This is a genomic window from Cellulophaga sp. RHA_52 (genome assembly GCF_007827205.1).
GTDB classification, from domain to species: domain Bacteria; phylum Bacteroidota; class Bacteroidia; order Flavobacteriales; family Flavobacteriaceae; genus Cellulophaga; species Cellulophaga lytica.
In genome coordinates this window covers 1,627,501-1,653,375 of record NZ_VIRZ01000001.1, presented here as the reverse complement: position 1 = coordinate 1,653,375, position 25,875 = coordinate 1,627,501, and the positions used below count along the sequence as shown (strand labels likewise).

General features: G+C 31.5%; 23 protein-coding genes (1 of these 23 only partly in view). 19 read left to right on the top strand and 4 right to left on the bottom strand.

Going from position 1 to position 25,875, the window contains the following annotated elements:
* Positions 1-187 precede the first annotated feature (187 nt).
* From JM80_RS07275 to JM80_RS07260, 4 genes are all read left to right on the top strand, one after another.
* Positions 188-1,288: an acyl-CoA desaturase gene (locus JM80_RS07275; RefSeq protein WP_034646777.1), complete on the top strand. Its 1,101-nt coding sequence runs from the start codon at positions 188-190 to the stop codon at positions 1,286-1,288.
* Between the two features lie 15 nt (positions 1,289-1,303).
* A complete protein-coding gene (locus JM80_RS07270) occupies positions 1,304-2,488 on the top strand; it encodes a pyridoxal phosphate-dependent aminotransferase (protein WP_013620221.1) in 1,185 nt (394 codons plus the stop codon).
* Between the two features lie 76 nt (positions 2,489-2,564).
* Positions 2,565-3,431 (top strand): RluA family pseudouridine synthase, encoded by an 867-nt coding sequence (locus JM80_RS07265; RefSeq protein WP_370511835.1) that lies wholly within the window; start codon positions 2,565-2,567, stop codon positions 3,429-3,431.
* A 59-nt stretch (positions 3,432-3,490) separates the two neighbouring features.
* A complete protein-coding gene (locus tag JM80_RS07260) occupies positions 3,491-4,564 on the top strand; it encodes a DUF3667 domain-containing protein (RefSeq protein WP_144709598.1) in 1,074 nt (357 codons plus the stop codon).
* Position 4,565: 1 nt separating this feature from the next.
* Here JM80_RS07260 and JM80_RS07255 read toward each other — a convergent pair whose 3' ends face one another.
* On the bottom strand, positions 4,566-5,216 hold the full coding sequence (locus JM80_RS07255; protein ID WP_144709597.1) for a lysoplasmalogenase: 651 nt from the start codon (positions 5,214-5,216) through the stop codon (positions 4,566-4,568).
* Between the two features lie 122 nt (positions 5,217-5,338).
* Here JM80_RS07255 and JM80_RS07250 point away from each other — a divergent pair, with 122 nt between their 5' ends.
* Together JM80_RS07250 and JM80_RS07245 are read left to right on the top strand one after the other, a co-directional pair.
* The gene (locus JM80_RS07250; protein ID WP_013620225.1) at positions 5,339-6,187 is read left to right on the top strand and encodes a ChaN family lipoprotein; all 849 of its coding nucleotides are present in this window, start codon (positions 5,339-5,341) and stop codon (positions 6,185-6,187) included.
* Between the two features lie 11 nt (positions 6,188-6,198).
* Complete coding sequence (locus tag JM80_RS07245) at positions 6,199-6,684, top strand: nuclear transport factor 2 family protein (protein WP_034646773.1); 486 nt, start codon at positions 6,199-6,201, stop codon at positions 6,682-6,684.
* Here the strand turns inward: JM80_RS07245 and JM80_RS07240 are convergent.
* Positions 6,650-8,140 carry a TrkH family potassium uptake protein gene (locus tag JM80_RS07240; protein WP_013620227.1) on the bottom strand — a complete coding sequence of 497 codons (1,491 nt, stop codon included), beginning with the start codon at positions 8,138-8,140 and terminating at the stop codon, positions 6,650-6,652. The genes JM80_RS07245 and JM80_RS07240 overlap by 35 nt on opposite strands.
* Position 8,141: 1 nt before the next feature.
* Entirely contained in the window at positions 8,142-9,491 is a 1,350-nt protein-coding gene (gene trkA, locus JM80_RS07235; protein WP_013620228.1) for a Trk system potassium transporter TrkA, read from the bottom strand.
* A gap of 287 nt (positions 9,492-9,778) precedes the next feature.
* On the opposite strand from trkA, the gene ubiE reads away from it, so the two are divergent.
* Positions 9,779-10,507, top strand: a complete 729-nt coding sequence (gene ubiE, locus JM80_RS07230; protein ID WP_034646799.1) for a bifunctional demethylmenaquinone methyltransferase/2-methoxy-6-polyprenyl-1,4-benzoquinol methylase UbiE — start codon at positions 9,779-9,781, stop codon at positions 10,505-10,507.
* Positions 10,508-10,521: 14 nt separating this feature from the next.
* The gene (locus JM80_RS07225) at positions 10,522-11,217 is read left to right on the top strand and encodes a porin family protein (protein WP_013620230.1); all 696 of its coding nucleotides are present in this window, start codon (positions 10,522-10,524) and stop codon (positions 11,215-11,217) included.
* 3 nt (positions 11,218-11,220) lie between these two features.
* Here JM80_RS07225 and JM80_RS07220 read toward each other — a convergent pair whose 3' ends face one another.
* Entirely contained in the window at positions 11,221-11,946 is a 726-nt protein-coding gene (locus JM80_RS07220) for an RNA methyltransferase (RefSeq protein ID WP_075694410.1), read from the bottom strand.
* A 24-nt stretch (positions 11,947-11,970) separates the two neighbouring features.
* On the opposite strand from JM80_RS07220, the gene JM80_RS07215 reads away from it, so the two are divergent.
* The 11 genes from JM80_RS07215 to JM80_RS07165 all read left to right on the top strand — a co-directional run.
* Entirely contained in the window at positions 11,971-14,547 is a 2,577-nt protein-coding gene (locus JM80_RS07215) for a BamA/TamA family outer membrane protein (RefSeq protein ID WP_013620232.1), read from the top strand.
* 58 nt (positions 14,548-14,605) lie between these two features.
* Positions 14,606-15,673, top strand: coding sequence for a class II fructose-bisphosphate aldolase (fbaA, locus tag JM80_RS07210; RefSeq protein WP_034646768.1), 1,068 nt, complete (start codon positions 14,606-14,608; stop codon positions 15,671-15,673).
* Positions 15,674-15,706: 33 nt separating this feature from the next.
* Positions 15,707-16,585: an acetyl-CoA carboxylase, carboxyltransferase subunit beta gene (gene accD / locus JM80_RS07205; protein ID WP_144709596.1), complete on the top strand. Its 879-nt coding sequence runs from the start codon at positions 15,707-15,709 to the stop codon at positions 16,583-16,585.
* A 203-nt stretch (positions 16,586-16,788) separates the two neighbouring features.
* Entirely contained in the window at positions 16,789-17,058 is a 270-nt protein-coding gene (rpsO, locus tag JM80_RS07200) for a 30S ribosomal protein S15 (RefSeq protein ID WP_013620235.1), read from the top strand.
* A 218-nt stretch (positions 17,059-17,276) separates the two neighbouring features.
* Positions 17,277-19,520, top strand: a complete 2,244-nt coding sequence (locus JM80_RS07195; RefSeq protein ID WP_038504775.1) for a polyribonucleotide nucleotidyltransferase — start codon at positions 17,277-17,279, stop codon at positions 19,518-19,520.
* Positions 19,521-19,669: 149 nt separating this feature from the next.
* Positions 19,670-20,377 (top strand): VWA domain-containing protein, encoded by a 708-nt coding sequence (locus tag JM80_RS07190; protein ID WP_034646764.1) that lies wholly within the window; start codon positions 19,670-19,672, stop codon positions 20,375-20,377.
* Positions 20,378-20,708: 331 nt separating this feature from the next.
* Complete coding sequence (proC, locus tag JM80_RS07185; protein ID WP_013620238.1) at positions 20,709-21,515, top strand: pyrroline-5-carboxylate reductase; 807 nt, start codon at positions 20,709-20,711, stop codon at positions 21,513-21,515.
* A 2-nt stretch (positions 21,516-21,517) separates the two neighbouring features.
* Positions 21,518-22,288, top strand: a complete 771-nt coding sequence (proB, locus tag JM80_RS07180; RefSeq protein ID WP_013620239.1) for a glutamate 5-kinase — start codon at positions 21,518-21,520, stop codon at positions 22,286-22,288.
* Between the two features lie 11 nt (positions 22,289-22,299).
* The gene (locus JM80_RS07175) at positions 22,300-23,499 is read left to right on the top strand and encodes a glutamate-5-semialdehyde dehydrogenase (RefSeq protein ID WP_038504785.1); all 1,200 of its coding nucleotides are present in this window, start codon (positions 22,300-22,302) and stop codon (positions 23,497-23,499) included.
* A 241-nt stretch (positions 23,500-23,740) separates the two neighbouring features.
* On the top strand, positions 23,741-25,174 hold the full coding sequence (locus JM80_RS07170) for a glycosyltransferase family 2 protein (RefSeq protein ID WP_144709595.1): 1,434 nt from the start codon (positions 23,741-23,743) through the stop codon (positions 25,172-25,174).
* Positions 25,175-25,407: 233 nt separating this feature from the next.
* Positions 25,408-25,875, top strand: the 5' portion of a protein-coding gene (locus tag JM80_RS07165) for an RNA polymerase sigma factor RpoD/SigA (RefSeq protein ID WP_013620242.1). It continues 396 nt past the right edge of the window; 468 of the gene's 864 nt are visible here — the first part of the coding sequence; its start codon is at positions 25,408-25,410; its stop codon lies off the right edge, out of view.

The window sequence follows — 25,875 nt, the reverse complement described above, 5'->3', positions numbered from 1 at the left end:
AAAAATTTCTTATTTTAAGATAATTATCATATTATAAAAAGTACTTTTGCATTATCTTTACTTAGTTTTTGTGACTATTAAAAATTTATAGATCATAAATATCAGAATAATATAAAACATCTACATATAAAACATAATCCTCAAAAAAGTAACTATAGAGGAAATCAGAATTAAGAATTTAAAAAATATGGAAAATAAATCAATTAGATTTTCACGTAAAGACTCAGCTCAGTTTTTTAAGACTTTGAACAAACGTGTTAATACTTATTTTAAAGAAAACAACATAAAAAAAACAGGTAACTGGAAACTACACGTTAAAACAGTTATAATGTTTACGCTATTTTTAGCGCCTTACTTTTTAATATTAACCCTTGGCTTACCAATTTGGGCTAACTTACTACTTACCATTATTATGGGTGTTGGTATGGCTGGTGTTGGTATGAATGTTATGCACGATGGTAACCACGGCGCATACTCTAACAATAAATGGGTTAACAAAATAATGGGTGGTAGTATTTACATACTAGCTGGTAACGTATACAACTGGCAAGTACAACACAATGTACTGCACCATACTTACACTAACATTCATGAACATGATGAGGATTTAGAAGCTGGTAGAATTTTACGCTTTTCTAAACACGCAGAATGGCGCAAGCATCATAAATTTCAGCATTTTTACTCGGTTTTTTTATATGGCTTACTAACATTTAACTGGGCTATTACTACAGATTTTCAGCAAATGTACCGTTATATGAAACGTAATTTATCATACGGTAAAAAACCAAGTAAAATTGGCAACTGGAGTACTTTAGTTATTACAAAATTATTATACATTACTATTTGGATTGTTTTACCACTACTTTTTGCTAATGTAGCTTGGTGGCAAGTACTCCTAGGTTTCTTTATTATGCATTATGTTGCTGGTGTAATTTTGAGTGTCGTATTTCAATTAGCACATGTGGTAGATGATGCAGAAACACCATTACCAGATGAAACAGGCACAATGAAAAACACTTGGGCAATACATCAATTATTTACTACTGTAAATTTTGGGACTAAAAATAAGATTGTAAATTGGTTTACAGGTGGATTAAATCATCAGGTTGAACATCATATTTTTCCAAATATTAGTCACATTCATTACACAAATATCTCTAAAATTGTGAAACAAACGGCAAATGAATTTAATTTGCCATATAATGAATACAAAACTACTAGAAAAGCTATAATTTCGCACTTTAAACATTTAAAGGAGCTAGGAAAAAAACCTGCTTTACAGTACTAGTAAAAACAAAAAAGTATGAGCAATCACTTATCTAACAGAATTACAAACATGTCTACCTCTGCCACTTTAGCAATGGCAGCAAAAGCAAGAGAATTACGCAACGCTGGTAAAGATATTATTGGTTTAAGCTTAGGAGAACCAGATTTTAATATTCCAGATTTTATTAAAGACGCAGCTAAACAAGCTATTGATGATAACTACAGTAGTTATTCTCCTGTAGATGGTTATGCAGATTTAAAACAAGCTATTGCAAATAAGTTTAAAAGAGATAACAATTTAACATACGGACTTAACCAAATTGTGGTTAGTACAGGTGCTAAACAATCTTTAGCAAACATAGCAATGTGTATGCTTAACAAAGGAGACGAAGTAATTTTACCTGCTCCTTACTGGGTTAGCTATAGTGATATTGTTAAACTTGCAGAAGGAACTCCTGTAGAAGTAGCTACTAGTATAGATACAGATTTTAAAATGACCCCTGCTCAGCTAGAAGCAGCTATTACCCCTAACACTAAAATGATGTGGTTTAGCTCTCCTTGTAACCCAAGCGGATCTGTATACAGCAAAGAAGAATTAGAAGGCTTAGCAGAAGTATTAAAAAAGCACCCTAATATTTATGTGGTTTCTGATGAAATTTATGAGCACATAAACTTTAGAGGAGGACACGTTAGTATTGCCGGTATAGATGGTATGTATGAGCGTACCATAACAGTAAACGGTGTATCCAAAGCATTTGCAATGACAGGATGGCGTATTGGTTTTATTGGTGCTCCAGAATTTATTGCTAAAGCGTGTACTAAATTTCAAGGACAAAACACAAGTGGTGCTAATGCTATTGCACAACGCGCTACAATTGCTGCACTTGAAGCTCCCGTAAGCAAAATACAGTTTATGATAGATGAGTTTCATAAAAGAAGAGATCTTGTTTTAGAGCTATTAGGACAAATAGAAGGGTTTAACTTAAATGTACCTGAAGGCGCTTTTTATGTTTTTCCAGACATCTCTGCGTTTTTTGGTAAAACTTTAAACGGTACTACTATTAACAACGCGTCAGACTTATCTATGTACTTATTAGAAAATGCAAATGTTGCTACAGTAACAGGTGAAGCTTTTGGCAATCCTAACTGTATCCGTATTTCTTATGCTGCATCAGAAAAAGAATTAAAAGAAGCTATAAGCAGAATTAAAGCTGTTTTATAATTATATACTTAAAAACTACAAAAGGGTCTTATTAGCATTTGCTATAAGACCTTTTTTTATACTTTTACTTTAAAAAATAATTATTACAATAGAAACACACATAGCGGTTACACAAAAAGAACCTATTAGGTTTCAAGACTATGGAACTGGTATTTTTACAGGTATAAGCACAAAATCTGCTTTAAAAAAAGCAATAAAAAAGGGGTTAATTTATATTGATGAAAAAAAAGCATCTACTGGAACATTTATTTATGGGTCTGAAAAAATAACCTTTAACAAACCTGAAGAAAACAACACAAAAAAGAGATTAAATTTAAATTTAGAAGTTGTATTCCAAGACAATTACCTTGCTATTATTAATAAGCCACCAGGAATTTTAGTTAGTGGTAATACCTTTAAAACCATAGATAACGCACTAGAACAAAATATTACTAAAAGTAGTTTACCAGATGCTACCAAACCTAGACCTGTACATAGGCTAGATTTTCCCACAACCGGACTCCTTATTATTGGTAAAACCTCTGCAAGTATACTAGCATTAAACAAACTGTTTGAAAACAAAAAAATACAAAAAACCTATTTAGCAGTTACCATTGGTGAAATGATAAAAAAAGGAACTATTAATACCAATGTAGATAACAAAGAGGCTTTTACAACTTATAACGTATTAAAAACAGTTACCTCTAACAAATTTAACTATCTAAACCTTGTTAAACTAGAACCTAAAACCGGCAGAAAACACCAATTAAGAGTACACTTATCTTCAATTAACAACCCTATTTTAGGAGATGCAAAATATGGTATTCCTGGAAAAATTATTAAAGGAAAAGGACTTTATTTACACGCATACTCTTTAGATTTTACACACCCTTTTACCAATAAAAAAATATCTGTAACTAAAGAGCCTCATAATAAATACACAAAAATTTTCCCGATGCTCTAGTTCTAAAAAGAGTTATTTTTTTACATAAAATAATTACCTTAGCCATAAAACCAATGTAAATGCCCAACCAAGATATCAACTGCAAAAACTGCGAAAATAAATTTGACGCTAATTTTGAATATTGCCCACATTGTGGACAAAAAGTTAACGATAAACTTACGGTTGGCGTATTATTTAGCAATACAATTAAAAATTACTTTTCTGTAGATGCTCGTTTTTTTAAAAGTTTTTTTCCATTGCTTTTAAAACCTGGCTACTTACCATCTAAATTTATAGAGGGCAAGCGCCTGTTATATTTACATCCCGCACAACTCTACTTATTTTCTTCAATTGTGTTCTTCTTTTTATTTTCATTTAAAGTAAGTAAACAAGAGCGCCAAATTAGAGAAAGTGTAAAATCAGAGAAAACACTTAAGCAAACTATAGATTCTATAAAAGAGTACAATACTACCGATTCTTTAGCTGCCGCCACTGTTATAAAAAAACTAAAGCAAAGTCAAGATAAAACAGGTTTAAAAGATGAGGAATTAGCCAAGTTAGACTCTATTATTAAAGGACAAAATTATAAGGGTGATGACTTCATGACTTTTGGTTTTAACGAATCTAAAGTAGACTCTTTAATAGCTATTAACGCTCCAGACTCTTTAATAACTAAAGAAATGGGCAGAAAAGAAGATGCTGGTTATTTTACTAAAAAAGCATACACTCAAGTTTTAAAACTTTATAAAGATAATGGTAGTTTAGCAAGCATACTACACTCGTTTTATGACACTATACCAATTGCTTTATTTTTTCTGTTACCAATATTTGCTTTCATCTTAAAAATTTTATTTTTCAACAAAAATCCGTTTGCTTACCACTTGGTATTTGCTTTTTACTACTTCTCTTTCCTGTTTAGTACTTTTATAATTTTACTAATTATGAACTATATATGGTCTGGGTTTTCTGGATTTTTACAGTTTTTAATTGTGCTATCAACTTTTATATATTTATGTATTGCTGTTAAAAAGTTCTACAACCAAAGTTGGCTTTCTAGCTTTTTAAAAAGCTCATTAGCTACATTTATTTATTTTGTTATTGTTATACCAATTGCCATTACAATACTAAGCACTTTTGCTTTTTTAGCATACTAACTTATTTAGTGTTTTTTAGATACATAGTAGAATTTGCAATAATACCAATAGCAAGCCAATATGTTAGCAAAATTAACACTCCTGAGTAATTGAAAGCTTGTACAAATTTATTGTAAGCCAAAATAGCGTCTGATATTAAAAACAAACTAACAGCTATTGCTATAGCCAAAAATACACCACCCTTGTGTTTTATGTAGAGATTAATACCTTGCCAACACATAAATAAAATAAACAGAATATAAACACCAACCACAATAACCAACTCTCCTAAACCTTTATAAATAAAACTATAGTAAGCAATACCAGTTGTAAGTAAAACAACAAGTGGCCGTATGTTTAAATTAATTCCGTTTAAAGAAATAAAACTATACGCAAATAATATATGAGCCACTAAAAAAGAAGCTAATCCATAAATAAAATAGTTATTATTTAAAAGCAATGTATCTCCCAACAAGCAAAACAACAAAGCTGTTAATACAGTTATAAAATATTTTTTAGGCTTTCTTTTTCCAAATACAACAACAACAGCTATAATTAAAATAGTGGTTAAAGGTTTTAAGTAATTGTACAATTCTAGATTTTTAACATACTGACTATAAATAGCTGCAAAAGCAGATATCAATATTGCTACATTTAATATTTTTTTACCCATAAATTCTTCATTATAAAATTACTCTACCTAAATATATGCAACTTTCTTTATACAATTTTTTAAATACACTTTACACTTAATAATATTCATTAATTTAGTCCTACTTAAAAAAAATTACACTTGTGAAAATATTTCAGATTACTATTGCCATACTTTTCTCCTTATCAATATACAGCCAAAAACCTGCATATGTAATTTACAATGCAAAAGGTAAAAAAGTGAGTTATAAAAAAATGATTAAGAACCTTAACCAAAAAGATATTATTTTATTTGGAGAGTTGCACAATAATGCTATTGCCCATTGGCTAGAATTAGAGGTTACCAAAGATATACACAAGAACAAAACAGTTACACTAGGTGCAGAAATGCTAGAAGCCGATAACCAAACACAACTAACTAATTATGTTAACGGAGTAATTGACGCAAAGACTTTAGATACTGTAGCAAGACTATGGCCTAATTACAATACAGATTATGCTCCGCTAGTAAACTATGCTAAAAAAAATAAACTACACTTTATTGCTACCAACATACCTAGAAGGTACGCTAACTTAGTATACAAAAAAGGTTTTAAAAGCCTAGATACTTTAAGTGCACAAGAAAAAGAATGGATTGCTCCTTTACCTATTACTTTTGATAGTGAGTTGCCTACCTATAAAAACATTTTAAAAATGATGGGAGATCATGGCACACCAGAACTTGTTATGGCACAAGCTATAAAAGATGCTACAATGGCACATTTTATACTAAAAAATTACAAAGCTAACACAACTTTTATACACTATAATGGAGCTTACCACTCTAACAACTACGAAGGCATTTTGTGGTATTTAAAGAATGAAAATAACACCTTAAACTACGCAACAATAAGTACTGTAAACCAAGAAGACCTTACCAAACTAAAAGAAGAACATTTAAACATTGCAGATTATATTATTTGTGTTGATGCTGATATGACTACAACCTACTAAACCAAACAAAAATGACCAACCAAGAGCTTATTAAAAAGTTTTACACCTCTTTCTCTAATGCAGATGTAAATGGTATGCTTAGTTGTTACCACGACAACATTATATTTACAGATCCAGCCTTTGGCACACTAAAAGGAGACAGAGCAAAGGCAATGTGGCAAATGTTATTAAGTAAAAGTAATGGCGGAACACAAATAACGTTTAACACTATTAAAACCAATAAAAACACAGGAAGTGTACACTGGAAAGCAGTATACAACTATGGCCCAAAAAAAAGAAGCGTAGTAAATAACATAACTGCAAATTTTACTTTCTTAGACGGAAAAATAATAGAACACACAGATAGCTTTAACTTATGGAAATGGTCTAAACAAGCATTAGGTATAAGTGGCTATTTATTAGGATGGTCTTCTTTTTTTAAAACTAAAATACAAACCAAAACCAATAATTTACTAGACAAGTTTATATCCTCTTCCAAAAATACGGAGTTAAAATAATAAGTACCGTAAACAACTCTAATCTACCAGCTAACATTAAAAAGGCTGTCCACCATTTTCCTAAAGCAGGTAAACTATCAAAATTAGCTAACGGATTTAAACTTCCTAAACCAGGGCCAACATTGCCCAAAGAAGTAGCTGCACCACCTATTGCAGATATAAAATCTAACCCTAAAAAACTAAGCACTAAGGCACCTATTATAAAAAGTAACATATACAATACTAAAAAAGCTATAATGTTGTATACAATTTTTTCTGGCACCATTTTATTGTTGTAACGCACAGGTATAATTGCATTTACATGTAGTGTACGTTTAAACTCTAACAATCCATTTTTTATAATTAGCAAGTGACGCATAACTTTAATACCACCAGCTGTAGACCCTGCACAGCCACCTAAAAACATAAGTCCAAAAAAGAAAACCGTTAAAAAAGGTGTCCAACTAGTAAAATCCGCAGTTACAAAACCAGTAGTAGTAATAACAGATATTATCTGAAACAATGTATGCCTAAATGCACTTTCAGCTTCACCCAAAACCATAGGATGATAATCAGACACAGGCACTTCTGCTTTTAAATAAACTGTAACAGCAGCTATTAATGTAAAAAAGACAACAAAGCCAGTATAAAACTTAAACTCTTCATCCTTAAGCATTTTTTGTATTTTACCTTTAAAAGCAAAGTAACTTAATACAAAGTTGCTACCTGCTAAAAACATAAATAAAATAACAATATACTGTATTAGTGGGTCGTTATTCCAATAAGCTAAACTTGCATTTTTAGTAGAAAAACCACCAGTAGACAATGTTGCTAAGGAGTGATTTATAGCATCAAAAAAAGACATTCCTGCCAGTTGTAATAATATTGTTTCTGCTACAGTATAACCTACATAAATATACCACAATCTCTTTGCGGTATCTGTAATACGTGGGTGTAACTTATCTGCACTAGGACCAGGAGATTCTGCAGAAAATAACTGCATACCACCAATACCTAAAATTGGCAAAATTGCTATAGCTAAAACAATAATACCCATACCACCAATCCAGTGAGTTAAACTTCTCCAGAAAAGAACACCTTCTGGTAAAATTTCAATATCATTTAAAATAGTTGCCCCTGTTGTTGTGTAACCAGAAACTGTTTCAAAAAAAGCATTGGTAAAACTAGGTATAGAGTCTGTAAATAAATACGGTAACACTCCAGAAATAGACATCACAATCCACCCAAATGTTACAATTAAATACCCCTCTTTTCTCTTTACTTCTTTTTTGTGCCCTTTTGTACTTAACATTGCCATAGCACCAGCTGCTAATGTTACTAATGCAGCCATAGCAATTTCTAATGTAGCACCATCTTTATAAATTGCGCTAATACCAGCAGACAAACCCATAAATCCGCCGTTGCAAAGTAGCAACAAGCCCATTATGTGAACAATAATTTTATAATTAAGCGTCATTTTATAAGAAAAGCTTTTCAATTTTAGGAATAGACCTTGGCAAACAACATACCACTACTCTATCTCCTTCTAAAATTTTAAAATCACCAAGAGCTATAATACCATCTCCGTCTCTTACAACACCACCAATGGTTGCAGACCTAGGAAAATCTAACTCCTTAATAATTTGCCCATTAACAGCAGAATTTGGTTTTACAACAAACTCTAAAATTTCTGCATTAAGGTTGTTTAAACGTGTCATTGCTACAACTTCTCCACGTCTTATATGTTTAAATATATTATTAGCCGCTAATAATTTTTTATTAATTAGCGTATCTATGCCAATAGTGTGCGATAGCTGAAAATAATCCATATTTTCTACTAATGCTATAGTTTTTTTTATGTTTCTAGACTTAGCTACCAAACAAGACATAATATTGGTTTCTGAGTTAGATGTTACTGATATAAATGCATCCATAGCATCTAAATTTTCTTCCTCTAAAACCTCAACAATTCTACCATCTGCATTAATTACTAAGGCATTTGGTAAATCATCGGCAAGTTGCATTGCTCTTTCCTTGTCTTTTTCTATTAATTTAACATTAAATCTTTTTCCGCATAAATCACGAGCAGTTTTATAACCTAACTTACTACCTCCGTGAATCATTACATTTTTAATTTGTCTTTTTTCTTTACCTGTTAATTTTAAAAGATCATCTAATCCTTCTTTAGAAGTAATAAAATATACCTGATCTCCTTTCATAAACTCAGTATCACCTCTAGGGATAATAGTATACTGCGTTCCTACACGCTGTATAGCTATTGGCATAAAATTTAATTCAGGAAAAATGCGCGCTGCTTCTTTTACCATTTTACCTACAAAAGGTGCAGATTTTGGCAAGCAAACTCCAATCATAATTAGTGCTCCATCCTCAAACTCATAACTCTCATTAAAAGCAGATTGGTTTAGTAACAACTGTATTTCTGTGGCAGCTAATTCTTCTGGAGAAATTAATTCGTCTACTCCTAATTTTTCAAAATTAAGAGCCTCTTTATTCCTTATAAATTCTGTATTGGATATACGGGCAATTGTACGCTTACAGCCCAATTGCTTAGCCATAATACATAGTGTTAGGTTTGTAGTTTCTGATGACGTAACACCTATTACAAGGTCAGATTTTTCAACCTGAGCATCTTTTAAAACTGCAATAGATGTAGCATCGCCTTTTAAAACACGAATGTCTAAATGACTATCTGCGTAAGCTAAACTTTCTTTATAGGTATCTATTAAGGTAATGTCTTGCGACTCAAAAGACAATAATTTTGCCAAATGAAAACCAACCTCTCCTGCTCCTGCTATTATTATTTTCATAAATATTTTTAACTAAGCCAAAACCTACCCTAGTAAACTTTGGAGGGCAAAATTACTCAATTTTATGCAATTGGCTGGTATATAGACGTAAAAACAAAAAACAACTTACAGTATACTTTTTACACCTTATATATTTCGTTGCTAACCAGTTAACTTGCACGTTTAAATCCCTAATTTTTAAAACGTATAATACCTACATATATTACATAATGGCAGGTTTTAGCTCTTTTAAGACTCTAAAATGCATAAAATGTAACCATTGTACTATCTTTGCAAAAAAAATAATAATGGCAGAAAAAGTTACTCCCTATAAAGATTCTAAACTTGGAAAAAAAGAACAGGTTACACAAATGTTTGATACCATTTCTAAGAATTATGATGGCTTAAACAGAGTAATTTCTTTTGGCATAGATGTTAAATGGCGTAAAAGAGTTGTAAATCTTATAAAAAGTAAAAAGCCAGAAACCATTTTAGATATTGCTACTGGTACAGGTGACCTTGCTATTAACTTAACAAAAACAGGTGCTACTAAAATTACTGGCTTAGACATTTCTCCAGGAATGTTAGAAGTAGGCAAACAAAAAGTAGCTGCAAAAAATTTAAGTAACACCATAGATATGATTATTGGTGATAGTGAAAACTTACCTTTTAGTGACAACACTTTTGATGCTATTACTGTTGCTTTTGGTGTGCGTAATTTTGAAAACTTAGACAAAGGGTTAACAGAAATTTTACGAGTATTAAAACCCAAAGGAACTTTTGTAGTTTTAGAAACTTCTGTACCTACAAAAACTCCTTTTAAACAAGGCTATAAATTTTACACCAAATACATACTACCTACTATAGGAAAACTATTTTCTAAAGACCGTACTGCATACTCTTATTTGTCTGAATCTGCATCTATTTTTCCTCATGGAGAAGAGTTCAACAATATTTTACAAAAAAATGGGTTTATATCTATAGAGAATAAGCCGCAAACTTTTGGAGTTGCATCCATTTACGTTGCATCTAAATAAGATATGAAAATCTAATGAAAAAAATTCTGTTTCTTTTTTTGTGCCTTTTTATTGCTGGCAACACTGCAAATGCTCAGTTTAATGAAGATCCTATTATAAATTTAGAATCGGAAGATTTACGTCCTTTAAACTGGGGGTATTTTTTAGGTTTTAACCAATATGATTTTAAGTTTGATTACAAAGATGACCTAGGTGATGTTTTGGTTGATAAATCTCTTGGGTTTAATGTGGGTTTAATTGGTGAACTGCGCTTAAACGAATTTTTAGATTTACGTTTTGAACCTGGATTGCACTACACAAAAAGAACATTAGGGTTTAGGGGTTTTACAGATGCTAATGATGCTATTAGAGAAATAAAAAGTACCTACATTAATTTTCCGCTTTTACTTAAAGTAAGCACAAGAAGAATTGGAAACTGGAAACCTTATATTATTGGAGGCGCATCTACATCTATGAACTTAAGCGCTAATGAAGACAGCGTAGAAGATAATAGTAGTGCTACATTTAGAATGAAAAAGAACACCTACTACTACGAAATGGGTTTTGGTATAGATTTTTACTTAGAATACTTTAAATTTTCACCATCTATTAGAGGAGTTTTTGCTATTAATAATGAGTTAGTACCAGATGCTGACCCTAATAGCCCTTGGACAGGTAATATTAATTCTATGAAAACCAGAGGTATTTTTATAAACTTTACGTTTGAATAGTTTTTATCCTCGTCTTATTTCATTTAGCAAAATTGCAGTTGCTGTAGCTACATTTAAACTTTCTGTTGTTTTATTACCAAATTGAGGAATACTTATTTTTTTAGTAATTAATTCTTCTATCGTTTTAGATACACCGTTTGCCTCATTTCCCATTACTAAAACACCACTTTGTGCTGTAAAATCTTCCTTATAAACATTTTTACCATCCATAAAGGCACCATAAACAGGTAAATTTGTTTGCTTTAAAAAAGCTTCTAAATCTCCGTAAACTATATTGACCCTTGCTAATGAGCCCATTGTTGCCTGTATGGTTTTAGGGTTGTAGCAATCTACGGTTTGCTTAGAGCAAAATAAATTTGCAACACCAAACCAGTCACACAACCTTATTATAGTACCTAAATTACCAGGGTCACGCACATCATCAACCGCAACAAGCCAATTGTCTTCTATTATTTCTTTAGTTTTTGGCTGATAAAAAACAGCTAAGATGTTATTAGGTGTTTTTAAGGCACTAATCTTTTTTAAATCTGTTTCAGAAATTAACTCACACTTAAAAGCATTATCTTCTAAAACGGCATTGCTTGTTGTATAAATTGCATAAGGCTTTACCTTGGCATTTACCAACTCCTTTACCGTTTTTATACCTTCTACTACAAACAACTTATTTTCAGTTCGGTACTTTTTTTGCTGTAGATTTTTTATAAATTTTATTTGGCTTTTACTAACCATACAAATAATGTATTTTTGAACTCTATGAAAATGTGCTTACGTAACACAAAACATTTTGCTAAAATAAGTTTATTATTGCTAGTTATAGCAATAACATCTTGTAATGCGTTAAAAAAAGTAGAAGAAGATGAACTTTTACTAACCAAAAATACTATTACAGCAGATGGTAAAAAAATAAAAAATGAAGAAGCTTACAGTTTAATTTCTCAAAAACCAAATAGTAATTTATTAGGGTATCCTTTACGTTTAAATTTATACAATTTAGCAAAAGACAACCCAGACTCTTTATACCAAGTTTGGCTGCACAAAAAACCAAAACGTGTTGCCCGTTTAAACAAATTACTTTCTAAAAAACAGGTAGACGGTTTAGGAGAATCTTTTATTGTAAAAGGAGCTAGCCAATGGCTAAAAAATATTGGAGAATCACCAGCTATTATAGACACAACTAAAACATCTAAATCTGCCAAGCTTTTAAAATCTTATTACGACAGTAAAGGATATTTTGACACAAAATCATTTTATCAAATAGATTCTAGCAACCGCAAACAACGTGCACAAATAAACTATAAATTAGAGCTTGGAGACCCTTACATTATAGATAGTATCACAAAAAACATTACATCAAAAACATTAGACTCTATTTACAAGTTAAACGCAGAAAATTCATTTTTAAAAGAAAAAGAGCAATACAATTCATCTAACTTTTATAAAGAACGAGAACGATTAACTAATTTATTTAGAAACTCTGGCATATTTAATTTTCAAGAGAGCTCTATAGAATATTTTATTCCTAGTGATAGTACTAAAAAACCTATTTCTAAAAAAATGGAGGTTGAACTACAAATTAGCAACCTAAAACAAAGAGGACAAAATAAACTTACTGCCTATAAAATTTTTAAGTTTGATACTATAAATATTTATACTGATTATTTTTTTGGAGATGATGTCTCTAAAATGAAATCTATCACCTATGATAATTACACTCTTTTTTATAAAGACAAGTTAAAGTATAAACCTAAAGCAATTACAAATGCTATTTTTATAAAAAAGGATAGTGTTTATAAAGAAATAAATAAGTCTAGGACCTACAAACAAATAAACAATTTAAATACTTTTAAATACCCAAACATTACGTTTGATACTTTAAGCAATAGGCTTAAAACTAACATATACTTATCTCCTTTAAAAAAGTACACATTAGAAACTAATATTGAAGGCACACACTCTAACATACAAAGGTTAGGTGCTGCGCTTAGTACATCTTTAAACATAAAAAATGTTTTTGGCGGTGCAGAAACACTTAGTATATCTGCACGTGGATCTGTTGGTGTTTTAAGTGAAGTTAACAACCCAAATGAAAACTCTGTTTCTGAAATTGGGGCAGATGTAAACTTAACTGTACCAAGAATTTGGATGCCATTTAAAACAAAGAAAATTATACCTCCTTATATGTTACCACAAACAAGAATGGTAATTGGTACAAATTTTCAGAAAAATATTGGTTTAGATAAGCAAAACTTTAATACTATTTTAGGGTACAACTGGTCTCCTACACAATTTAAAAAAAACTCTTTAGAGTTAATTAATATACAATTTATTAGAAACCTTAACCCAAATAGGTTTTATAATGTATACCAAAGCACCTACAAAAGGTTAGATGATGTAGCAGATGATTACCAAGATGATCCCGCATTAAGCGAGTTTTTTGAAACATCTGAGAACGATTCTGACCCAAAACTAATAATTCCTACTGGTACAAGTGGCTTTATAGACCAAGTTTTAAACCAAGGTTTAATACCTACCACATCAGACAACTACAAAGAAGTTAGAAGTATAGATGAAAGAGAAAAAAGGTTAACTGAAAACAACCTTATTTTCTCTACAAGTTTCTCTTATTCTAAAGACAGTAGAAAGGGTGTTAATGACAATGATTTTCATCAATTTAAAATTAAGGTAGAAAGCGCAGGAAACTTACTTTCTCTTATTTCCGGAATTACAAAATTTAATGAGAATGAAGACGGACACAAAGAAATATTTGGTGTTCCTTTCTCCCAGTACATAAAAACAGATTTTGACTATATAAAACACTGGAGTTTTCCGTCTCAAAATGTTTTAGCTTTTAGAGGTTTCTTAGGTTTAGCAGTACCTTACGGCAACTCTAATAGTGTGCCATTTGCCAAAAGTTACTTTGCAGGTGGCTCTAATGATAACCGTGCATGGAACGCCTATTCATTAGGTCCAGGTAGCACACAATCTTTAAACGATTTTAATGAGGCCAACCTAAAAATTGCTGCAAATTTAGAATTTAGATTTCCTATTGCGGGTAGTATAAAAGGAGCTTTATTTGCAGATGCCGGTAACATTTGGAACGTTTTTGATAACGAAGAAAACGAAGATGCAATTTTTAAAGACTTTAATTCTTTAGAAGAAATTGCACTAGGCACTGGCTTTGGTTTAAGGTATGATTTTTCATACTTTGTACTGCGTTTAGATACGGGTTTTAAAACATACAATCCAGAGTTAGAAGCGTCAAAAAGATGGTTTAACGACTATAATTTTAGCAATGCAACAATTAACATTGGTGTTAATTATCCTTTTTAACCCTAAATATTTTATTACTTTTGCTATGTTAATCTAATAAAATACCAACACATAAAGTATGGCTCATAACATTAAACCAGGAGTTGCTACAGGCGACCAAGTACAAGAAATTTTTAACTACGCAAAAGAAAAAGGCTTTGCCTTACCTGCTGTTAACGTAATTGGATCTGACACTATAAACAGTGTTTTAGAAACTGCAGCTAGCTTAAACGCTCCTGTAATTATTCAGTTCTCTAATGGGGGCGCACAATTTAACGCTGGTAAAGGATTGTCTAATGAAAACCAAAAAGCTGCTATTGCTGGTGCAGTTGCAGGTGCTAAACACGTTCATGAATTAGCAAAAGCTTATGGTGCAACTGTTATTTTACATACAGACCACTGCGCTAAAAAATTATTACCTTGGATTGATGGTTTACTAGATGCTAGTGAAAAACATTATGCAGAAACTGGTAAATCTTTATTTAGCTCACATATGATAGATTTATCTGAAGAGCCAATTGAAGAAAATATTGAAATTTGTAAAGAATATCTTGCTAGAATGGCTAAAATGGATATGACTTTAGAAATAGAATTAGGTATAACTGGAGGTGAAGAAGACGGTGTAGATAATACAGATGTAGATGATTCTAAACTTTACACACAACCAGAAGAAGTTGCATATGCTTACGAAGAGTTATCTAAAGTAAGCCCTAAGTTTACAATTGCAGCTGCATTTGGTAATGTACACGGTGTTTACAAACCAGGTAATGTAAAATTAACTCCAAAAATTTTATTAAATTCACAAGAGTATATCTCTAAAAAATACAATGTAGAAGAAAACCATATAGACTTTGTTTTTCACGGAGGATCTGGTTCTACTTTAGAAGAAATTAGAGAAGCTATAGGATACGGAGTAATAAAAATGAATATTGATACAGATTTACAATATGCATTTTTAGAAGGTGTAAGAGATTATGTAATGGGTAAAAAAGACTATTTACAATCACAAATAGGAAACCCAGAAGGTGCAGATGTACCAAATAAAAAGTTTTACGATCCAAGAGTTTGGCTTCGTGAAGGAGAAAAAACGTTTAGTACACGTTTAAAGAAAGCATTTGAGGATCTTAATAATGTAAACACATTATAACAAACAGATCCCCACTTAACTTAATATTATTTTATGTCGGCTTGGTTTAAAAGAAAAGAAAAAGGAATACAGACAGCTACAGAAGAGAAAAAAGACACACCTAAAGGATTGTGGTACAAATCTCCAACAGGTAAAATTGTTGAGTCTGAAGTTTTAGCAAAGAATTTTTACGTTAGTCCAGAAGATGACTACCACGTAAGAATAGGAAGTAAGGAATATTTTGAAATACTTTTTGACGATAATAAGTTTAAAGAATTAGACGAGAAATTAACTTCTAAAGATCCTTTAAAGTTTGAAGACACTAAAAAGTATGTAGACCGCTTAAAAGCTGCTGAGAAAAAAACAGGATTAAATGACGCTGTTAGAACCGCTATTGGAAAATCTAATGGTAGTGATATAGTTATTGCCTGTATGGATTTTAGCTTTATTGGCGGCTCTATGGGTAGTGTTGTTGGCGAAAAAATATCAAGAGCTATAGATTTTGCTATTAAAAAGAAGGTTCCTTTTATGATGATTTCAAAATCTGGAGGAGCACGTATGATGGAGGCTGCATTATCCTTAATGCAACTAGCAAAAACATCTGTTAAGTTAGCACAACTTGCAGAGGCTGGCTTACCATACATATCTTTATGTACAGACCCAACTACGGGTGGTACAACAGCATCTTACGCAATGTTAGGAGATATTAACATATCTGAACCTGGAGCCTTAATTGGCTTTGCAGGTCCTAGAATTGTAAAAGACACTACTGGTAAAGACCTTCCTGAAGGTTTTCAGTCTGCAGAATTTTTAAAAGAACACGGGTTTTTAGATTTTATTACACACAGAAGAGATTTAAAACAAAAAATAAATCTTTATCTAGATTTAATTCAGAACAAACCTGTTCGTAAACATAAACCTATGTCTGCGTAAGCAACATTATTTTATAATTTTACAACCCTTGATTTATTATTATCAAGGGTTGTTTTTATTAGCAACATATCCAATTAAAGTAAAAATAGTATTCGCACAAAAAAATCTACACAGGTTAAGTTAAAGTGTAATAAATAAATTGTATATTTGCGGCTTGATTGAAAACCAATCACATACATAAAAATCATTAAATAAATATTGGAATGTATTTAACAAAAGAAGTAAAAGCCGAAATCTTTAAGAAATACGGTAAAAACGAAAACGATTCTGGTACTGCAGAAGCACAAATTGCTTTGTTTACACACAGAATTAACCACTTAACAGGTCACTTAAGAAATAATCATAAAGATTATAACACAGAGCGTTCTCTAGTTAAATTGGTAGGTAAAAGAAGAAGTCTTTTAGATTACTTAATCAAAAAAGATATTGTACGTTACCGTGCTATTATTAAAGAATTAGGTATTAGAAAATAATACATAAAGGGAAAGCAATGCTTTCCCTTTTTTTATACTAGTTAATTTATAATATTTATCTTAGCTAAAATTACAAAGACCTTGTTTTAGTACAAGGCAAAATTAAAAGCTTATTTATAGTTTTTCATTGGTCAACACAACAACACAACACCTCGCCCAACAAGGCGTAAGACCATTGTTTAACAAGCCTTAAAATTATAAGGCTTTAAAAAAAATTTATGATTCCAAAAGTATTTAAAGAGGTCATAGACCTTGGGGACGGTAGAGAAATCTCTATTGAAACAGGAAAATTAGCAAAACAGGCCCACGGTTCTGTTGTTGTTCAATCTGGAAATTGTATGTTACTATGTACGTTAGTTTCTAACTACAAACAAAGTGATGTAGATTTTCTTCCTTTAACGGTAGATTACCGTGAAAAATTTGCTTCTGCAGGTCGTTATCCTGGTGGTTTCTTCAAAAGAGAAGCAAGACCTAGTGATGGTGAAGTATTAACTATGCGTTTAGTAGACCGTGTTTTACGTCCACTTTTCCCAAAAGATTACCACGCAGAAACTCAAGTTATGATACAGTTAATGTCTCATGATGAAAATGTAATGCCTGATGCTATGGCTGGTTTAGCAGCATCTGCAGCAATACAATTATCTGATGTACCTTTTGAAACTCCTATCTCTGAAGCTAGAGTTGGTCGTATTAATGGTGAATTCATCATTAACCCAACCAGAGCTCAATTAGAAGAATCTGACATTGATATGATGATTGGTGCTTCTGCAGACTCTGTAATGATGGTTGAGGGTGAAATGCTTGAAATTTCTGAAGAAGAAATGGCAGAGGCAATTAAATTTGCTCACGAAGCAATTAAAGTACAATGTGCTGCTCAAGTAAAATTAGCAGAAGCTTTTGGTAAAAAAGAAACACGTGAGTATGAGCCAGAAAGAGAAGATGAAGATTTAGCTAAGAAAATTTATGATATGGCATATGATAAAGTATATGCTGTAGCTAAAGCAGGCTCTTCTAAACACGAAAGAAGCACTGCTTTTGGTGAAATAAAAGAAGAAATAAAAGCTACTTTTTCTGAAGAAGAATTAGCAGACTATGGAGACTTAGTTTCTAAATACTACGCTAAAGCAGAAAAAGCTGCAATACGTAACTTAACTTTAGATGAAGGTTTACGTTTAGATGGTCGTAAGACTGATGAAATTAGACCAATTTGGTGTGAGGTAGATTACCTACCATCTACACACGGTTCTTCTATTTTTACACGTGGAGAAACTCAAGCATTAGCAACAGTTACTTTAGGAACTTCTAGAGAAGCTAACCAAATAGATATGCCATCTTACGAAGGTGAGGAGCGTTTTTATTTACACTACAACTTCCCTCCTTTTTCTACTGGTGAGGCTCGTCCTTTAAGAGGTACTTCTCGTCGTGAGGTTGGTCACGGTAACTTAGCACAACGTGCATTAAAAAATATGGTTCCCGCAGATTGCCCTTACACTGTTCGTGTAGTATCTGAGGTGTTAGAGTCTAACGGTTCTTCTTCTATGGCAACTGTTTGTGCTGGTACAATGGCATTAATGGATGCTGGTGTGCAACTTATTAAGCCAGTTTCTGGTATTGCAATGGGATTAATTTCTGATGCAGAAACAGGTAAATACGCTGTATTATCAGATATTTTAGGTGATGAAGATCATTTAGGTGATATGGACTTTAAGGTAACAGGTACTGCAGACGGTATTACTGCTTGCCAAATGGATATTAAAGTAAAAGGACTTTCTTATGAAATTCTTGTAAATGCTTTAAAACAAGCACGTGAAGGACGTTTACATATTTTAGGTAAATTAACAGATACTATTTCTGCTCCTGCAAGTGATGTTAAATCTCACTCTCCAAAAATGATTACCAGAAGAATTCCTAACGAATTTATTGGTGCATTAATTGGCCCAGGTGGTAAAGTTATTCAAGAGCTTCAGAAAGAAACAGGTACTACTATTGTAATTAATGAAGATCCTGAAACAGAAGAAGGTGTTGTTGAAATTTTAGGTACTGGGCAAGATGGTATAGATGCTGTTTTAGCTAAAATAGATTCGCTATTATTTAAACCAGAAAAAGGTAGTGTTTACGAAGTTAAAGTAATTAAAATGTTAGATTTTGGTGCTGTTGTAGAATATACAGAGGCTCCTGGAAACGAGGTTTTATTACACGTATCTGAGTTAGCATGGGAACGCACAGAAAATGTAACCGATGTTGTAAATATGGGAGACGTTTTTGACGTAAAATATTTTGGCGTAGATCCTAGAACACGTAAAGAAAAAGTATCTAGAAAAGCTTTATTACCTAAACCAGAAGGTTATGTAGAAAGAGCTCCTAGAGAAAATAAAGGACGTGATAATAAAGGTAGAGATAATCGTGGTCGTGACAATCGTCGTGATGATCGTAAACCAAGAGAAAACAAAAAAGAAGATTAATTTATAATTTTCTTAAAATTATTAAGCCCATCAATATTAAATTGCTGGGCTTTCTTTTTAGTTAAAAGAGGCTTTTAAAAAATTACTATTAACTAATTGTAAATCTAAAATAATAGTACTTTAGCTTTTTAAATAAAATGAAACACAAAATGAAAACAAAAAGAACACTAACCGTAATTACCCTTATTACTATTTGTACCCTGTTACAATCTTGCTATGTTGCAAAAAAGTCTGATGATTTTTTTGGAATTGAAACATCTACCAAAAACACATTATACCTTATAGATGTTTCTGGAAGTATGGAAGGTATTGATGAGGGCTCTGTAAAAGACCAAGTAGTAAGAGAAGTAGGCAACAAAGCTGGTAATCAAGTTAGCAAAGCTATTGGTGGTAAAATTGGCTCTATTTTAGGGAAACAAGTTACTAAAGAAGCTACCAAGCTTGGCGCTGTAAAACGTAAATTAATACCTGCAATAAAAGGACTTCCTGATGGAAAAAAATTCTTAGTTTTTTCTTTTAATAATAATGTTACAAAACAAGCTACAGAATTTAGAGTAGCTAGCAATACTACCAGAACATCATCTAACATATTTGTTCAAAATCTAAAAGCTAGTGGAGGAACTAATACTTTAGAAGGGTTATTAGAAGCATTATCTACTGCAGATGTTCAAGAAATTGTATTAATGAGTGATGGTCTTCCTAACAGCGGACCCAAAGCTGTTTTAGAAGAAATTAAAAAAGTAAATACTAGCAATATTATTATACATACTATTGCTTTTGGTGAAGATGCAGATTTAGATTTTATGAGAACACTAGCTCAAGAAAATAATGGTACATTTATTACTTCAAAAATGTAATATTACTTTACAGCAGCATAACTGTAATCTACTAAAAATTTTGAAAAACAATAAAAAAAGTCCAAAAATTAATATTTTTGGGCTTTTTTTTATCTAAAAACGCATTTTTTGTCAAAAACCGACATTTTTTACCGACAGTATGTCACCTTTGTTTTGCTTTAAAAAAATTTCAATTTAAAATATTGCAAGCTTTTTACATATAGCTTAACAACATCATAATCTATAGACGTATGATTATCAAATTAATGATTTCCTAAAATTAGACTTTAATATCTGGACTCTTGCATAATACTTGTGCCACTTAATGTATATAAAACAATATATACAAAAAATGAAAGTATTAGTAATTGGTGCAGGTAATATGGGGTTAACATACTCAGAAGGTATGTCCAAATCTCCACTTCTAAACAAGCATAAACTTAGAATTTACGACACCGATCCAAAAAAAATTGAAACACTTAGAGAAAACCCAGCATTTAATGTTTTTGACAATTTAGAAGATTGTCTTCCACAATCAGACTTGGTTTTTATTGCTGTTAAACCTTATCATAGTGATGATTTATTTTCTAAAATGAAAACTATGCTAAACAACCAGCAAATAATTGTATCCTTAATGGCAGGCGTTACAATACAATCTATTAAAGATCGTCTAAACACAACAAAAGTAATACGCACAATGCCAAATTTACCAGCACAGGTTGGTAAGGGTGTTACATCATATACAGAGTCTAAAGATGTATCTAAAATAGAACTCCTAATGGTTCGTAATTTACTAGATACTACAGGAACATCTATACATGTTAAAACAGAAAATTTTATAGATGCATCTACAGGAATCTCAGGAAGTGGTCCTGCATATGTTTTTTACTTTATGCAATCTATGCTAGAAGCCGCTTTAAAAATGGGCTTTTCTGAGTACGACTCTAAAGTTCTTGTTAGTAGTACTTTTGAAGGCGCTATAGAGCTTTTTAACCAAAATGATATTTCTCCAAAAAAATGGATAGACCGCGTTGCATCTAAAGGTGGTACCACACAAGCTGCTATAGATTCTATGGAAGACAACAACGTAAAACAGCTTATACAAGATGCCGCATATGCTGCATTTAATAGAGCTATAGAAATGGGTAAAGAAAAGTAAAAATGGAAATTAAAAGAGTAGTTGTAAAAGTAGGTACTAACGTTCTTACAAATAAAGATAACAGAATTTTAGGTCCAATTTTAAAAGAACTTGTACGACAAATATCTGTTTTATATGAAAGAGATATTATGGTTGTACTAGTTTCATCTGGCTCTGCTATAGCAGGAAAAGAAATTTTAGGAGAGACTAATATTACTGACAAATCTACTAGAAGACAGGTATATTCTTCCGTTGGACAGCCAAGACTAATGAGGCACTATTACAGCCTTTTTAGCGATTATGGTATGCGTTGCGCCCAAGTTTTAGCAACTAAAAGAGATTTTGATTTGGGTGTACATAGAGATAATATGATTAATTGTTATGAAGGTTTACTATCTGAAGGCATAATACCAATTGCCAATGAAGATGATGCCGTTTCTGTAACAATGTCTATGTTTTCTGATAATGATGAATTAGCAAGTTTAGTTGCAGAGTTAATTGATGCAGACAGACTTATTATTTTATCTGATACAGATGGCTTATACACTGGGCATCCTGATGATGAAAACTCTAAAAAAATTAGTGAGGTTACTTATGACCAAGATGTAGAAAAATATGTAAAAGCCAGTGGCAAAAAAGAAGGCGAAGGCCGTGGCGGTATGGCATCTAAATTAAAAATAGCAAAAAGTACCGCTAAAAAAGAGATTCCTACTTACATAGCAAATGGAAAAAAACAAAATGTTATTGTAGATATTATTGATAATAAAAAGATAGGAACAAAATTTATTCATTAAAATAAAAATATATGAAATTATTAAGCTCCAAAATAAAAAATAACGTTCTAGAATCAATGATTAAAATTATTGACAATGACAGAGATAAAATTCTAGAAGCAAATAAAAAAGACATTGAAGCTTTTAACAAAGAAGATCAGGCATTATTAGACCGTTTAATTGTTAACAACAGTAAAATAGACGGTATGATAAAAGCTATAGCAGAAGTAAAGCAACAAGAAGACCCCGTTGGCAAAGAAATATCTAACCTAACTTTAGATAGTGGCCTAGTGGTTACCAACAAAACAGCTCCATTTGGAACCATTCTTATTATATATGAATCTAGACCAGATGTTACTATTGAAGCTGCTGTTTTAGCCTTTAAAGCTAACAACAAAATTTTACTAAAAGGTGGTAAAGAAGCACTGCATAGTAATACAATTTTAGAAAAATGTTGGCATAGAGCTTTAGAAGAAAATAATGTTTCTAAAGACTGGATAAAACTATTGCATTTACAAAGAGAAGAAACGCAAGAGTTTTTAAAAAATCCTCCGGAAAAGCTAGATTTAATTGTTCCTAGAGGTGGTGAGCGTTTAATTAAATTTGTAAAAGATAATGCTAGTTGCGCTGTACTTGTAAGCGGCCGTGGCAACAACTTTTTGTATGTAGCCCAAGATGCAGATTGGACCAAAACAATTAATGTTATTGTTAATGCAAAAACGCATAAAATATCGGGCTGTAATGCGTTAGATAAAGTGCTAATAAATAAAAACATTAATGATTACGAAGCTAAAGTAAAAGAACTAGAAATAGTTTTAAAACAACTTAATGTTAGCATAGTTACAGATAATAATATAGCCAACTTAATACCAGAAAATGAAAAAATTACTGCTGATGATATTTGGTATCAAGAGTTTTTAGCTCTCAAAATTCTTATAGCAGAAGTTAGTGGTATTGACGATGCAATAGAAAAAATTAATACTTATTCTGGTGGACACTCTGCTTCAATTTTAACAGAGGACACTAAAAAAGCAACAACATTTATGCAACAGGTAGATAGTGCTGCGGTTTACCACAATGCATCTACTAGGTTTACAGATGGTGGACAAATGGGAGTGGGTGCTGAACTAGCTATTAGTACAGATAAACTACACCACAGAGGTCCACTTGGCTTAAAACAATTGGTTACAAATAAATATTATGTATTTGGAGACGGGCACATAAGAGAGTAAGTAAAAACTGGTTTATTTTACTACAAAAAAAGAGACTATTTCTAAGCTTAGAAATAGTCTCTTTTTTATTTTCATCAAATAGCTAACACTACCAAATTCTCTGTTATTTAACAAATTGTTAACAATTTAAACTTAAAGCCATACTTTTTCTTAAGATATTCATAAATAAAAAATTCTAAAAATCTAAAATAGCATTCAGTTCGTAAAACTAACAGAGAACAGAGTTAAAAACTATAAAATTATGAACACTATACCTATGCTATTAAAAACTTCATATCAAAAGACTGCAACAATTTTTCAAGATTTTAAAATGTCTGTAGACGAAAAAGTAAGCGCCTCTAAAGAAAATAATTCTTTGGCTATATTAGTTTTAGCAACAACCTTTTTACTGTTGTTAGGTTCTATTTACTATATGGTAACTTTTCAAAACGATTTTCTTCAGTTTAACCAAAGCAGAACAAACTCTACTTTTGGTTTAATTTTTATGGTTATTGCTACTACATTATTAGTATTTAAAGTTGCCTTTTTTCTTTTTGTATTATATAGATATTTTAAATATAAACCTATAGCATCTGTTTCTGATGATAAGTTACCAAGAGTAACTGTTATTGTACCTGCTTACAATGAAGGCAAACAAGTACATGACACTTTAGTTAGTTTAATAAATAGCGATTTCCCTAAAGAAAAATTACAATTAATATCTATTGATGATGGTAGTGCTGATGACACTTGGGATTGGATGAAAAAAGCCAAACAACAACTAGGAGAAAGTGTAGAAATTTACCAACAGCCAGAGAATAAAGGCAAAAGACACGCATTATACCGTGGTTTTAATTTAGGAACTGGAGATGTTTTTGTTACTGTAGATAGTGACTCTATAGTAGACGCAGATACTCTACGTAATTTAGTTAGTCCGTTTGTTGTTAATGAAAAAGTTGGTGCCGTAGCTGGTAATATTAGAGTTTTAAACAAAGCAAAAGCATTAATCCCTAAAATGCTAGACGTAAGTTTTGTTTTAAGTTTTGAGTTTGTGCGTTCTGCAGAGAGTACATTAAATTCAGTTTTATGCACACCTGGTGCTTTAGCAGCATACCGTAGCTCTGCTGTTTTTAAAGTATTACCTAAGTGGATAAACCAAACCTTTATGGGAAAACCTTCAGATATTGGTGAAGACAGAGCTATGACAAATATGATTTTAAAAGAAGGCAATCACGTGCTTTTTCAAAGAAATGCAAATGCATATACTAATGTTCCAGAAAAATACAAAGGCCTATATAAAATGTTTATTAGATGGGGAAGAAGTAATGTACGTGAAAATATAGAAATGGCTAAATACGTATTTACAAACTTTAGAAAAGAATCTAAAGCTGGTTCTAGATTATTATTTATAAACCAATCTTTAAAAATAATAATGAGTTACCCATTTTTATTATTTATGCTATTTTTTGTAGCCACTCACCCACTATTATTTTTAACATCTACCCTTTTTAGTATTTTAATATTATCTACATTTTCTGTAATATTTTACTCTAAAAAATACAAGCCGCAAGAGTCTTTATGGGCATACACCTATAGCATATTATACACATTTGGTTTATTCTGGATTACTCCTTATGCCATAGCAACAGCAAGCAGAAGAGGATGGTTAACACGTGGGTTGGCAGAAAAAAAATAAATTATATTACATATTATCATTAAAAAAAAGCGGGTATCAAATTTATACCTGCTTTTTTTATATCTAATAATGAAGCAATTAAATTAAAATTGAAATATTTTTTAAGGTTATTTACTTTATTTCGACTAAATAATCAGAAAAAGATAAATTTAACATTAATAAAATGTAACATTTCTTGTTTTTCTACGTATAAGTATATGCAGCCCTTTAGTTGCGCGTAAATTATATATTAAATGAGACAGCTTAAAATTACAAAACAGGTTACCAACAGGGAAACCGCATCGCTAGATAAATATTTACAAGAAATTGGTAAGGTAGACTTAATTACTGCCGATGAAGAAGTAGAATTAGCACAGCGAATTAAAGCGGGAGACCAAGTAGCCTTAGAAAAATTAACTAAAGCCAACCTTAGGTTCGTAGTTTCTGTTGCTAAGCAATACCAAAATCAGGGTTTAACATTACCAGATTTAATTAATGAAGGTAATTTAGGTCTTATAAAAGCTGCGCAACGTTTTGATGAAACTCGTGGATTTAAATTTATCTCTTATGCTGTTTGGTGGATTCGTCAATCTATATTACAAGCATTAGCAGAACAATCTCGTATTGTACGTTTACCTCTTAACAAAATTGGATCTATAAACAAAATTAATAAAACTTTTGCTTTTCTAGAGCAAGCACATGAGCGTAAGCCATCTGCAGAG

Excerpts from the sequence above, each read along its gene's own strand:
- JM80_RS07275 (WP_034646777.1), top strand. The coding sequence starts at position 188 with ATGGAAAATAAATCAATTAGATTTTCACGTAAAGACTCAGCTCAGTTT.
- JM80_RS07270 (WP_013620221.1), top strand. The coding sequence starts at position 1,304 with ATGAGCAATCACTTATCTAACAGAATTACAAACATGTCTACCTCTGCC.
- JM80_RS07260 (WP_144709598.1), top strand. The coding sequence starts at position 3,491 with ATGCCCAACCAAGATATCAACTGCAAAAACTGCGAAAATAAATTTGAC.
- JM80_RS07255 (WP_144709597.1), bottom strand. The coding sequence starts at position 5,216 with ATGGGTAAAAAAATATTAAATGTAGCAATATTGATATCTGCTTTTGCA.
- JM80_RS07245 (WP_034646773.1), top strand. The coding sequence starts at position 6,199 with ATGACCAACCAAGAGCTTATTAAAAAGTTTTACACCTCTTTCTCTAAT.
- JM80_RS07240 (WP_013620227.1), bottom strand. The coding sequence starts at position 8,140 with ATGACGCTTAATTATAAAATTATTGTTCACATAATGGGCTTGTTGCTA.
- trkA (WP_013620228.1), bottom strand. The coding sequence starts at position 9,491 with ATGAAAATAATAATAGCAGGAGCAGGAGAGGTTGGTTTTCATTTGGCA.
- ubiE (WP_034646799.1), top strand. The coding sequence starts at position 9,779 with ATGGCAGAAAAAGTTACTCCCTATAAAGATTCTAAACTTGGAAAAAAA.
- JM80_RS07225 (WP_013620230.1), top strand. The coding sequence starts at position 10,522 with ATGAAAAAAATTCTGTTTCTTTTTTTGTGCCTTTTTATTGCTGGCAAC.
- JM80_RS07220 (WP_075694410.1), bottom strand. The coding sequence starts at position 11,946 with ATGGTTAGTAAAAGCCAAATAAAATTTATAAAAAATCTACAGCAAAAA.
- JM80_RS07215 (WP_013620232.1), top strand. The coding sequence starts at position 11,971 with ATGAAAATGTGCTTACGTAACACAAAACATTTTGCTAAAATAAGTTTA.
- fbaA (WP_034646768.1), top strand. The coding sequence starts at position 14,606 with ATGGCTCATAACATTAAACCAGGAGTTGCTACAGGCGACCAAGTACAA.
- accD (WP_144709596.1), top strand. The coding sequence starts at position 15,707 with ATGTCGGCTTGGTTTAAAAGAAAAGAAAAAGGAATACAGACAGCTACA.
- rpsO (WP_013620235.1), top strand. The coding sequence starts at position 16,789 with ATGTATTTAACAAAAGAAGTAAAAGCCGAAATCTTTAAGAAATACGGT.
- JM80_RS07195 (WP_038504775.1), top strand. The coding sequence starts at position 17,277 with ATGATTCCAAAAGTATTTAAAGAGGTCATAGACCTTGGGGACGGTAGA.
- JM80_RS07190 (WP_034646764.1), top strand. The coding sequence starts at position 19,670 with ATGAAAACAAAAAGAACACTAACCGTAATTACCCTTATTACTATTTGT.
- proC (WP_013620238.1), top strand. The coding sequence starts at position 20,709 with ATGAAAGTATTAGTAATTGGTGCAGGTAATATGGGGTTAACATACTCA.
- proB (WP_013620239.1), top strand. The coding sequence starts at position 21,518 with ATGGAAATTAAAAGAGTAGTTGTAAAAGTAGGTACTAACGTTCTTACA.
- JM80_RS07175 (WP_038504785.1), top strand. The coding sequence starts at position 22,300 with ATGAAATTATTAAGCTCCAAAATAAAAAATAACGTTCTAGAATCAATG.
- JM80_RS07170 (WP_144709595.1), top strand. The coding sequence starts at position 23,741 with ATGAACACTATACCTATGCTATTAAAAACTTCATATCAAAAGACTGCA.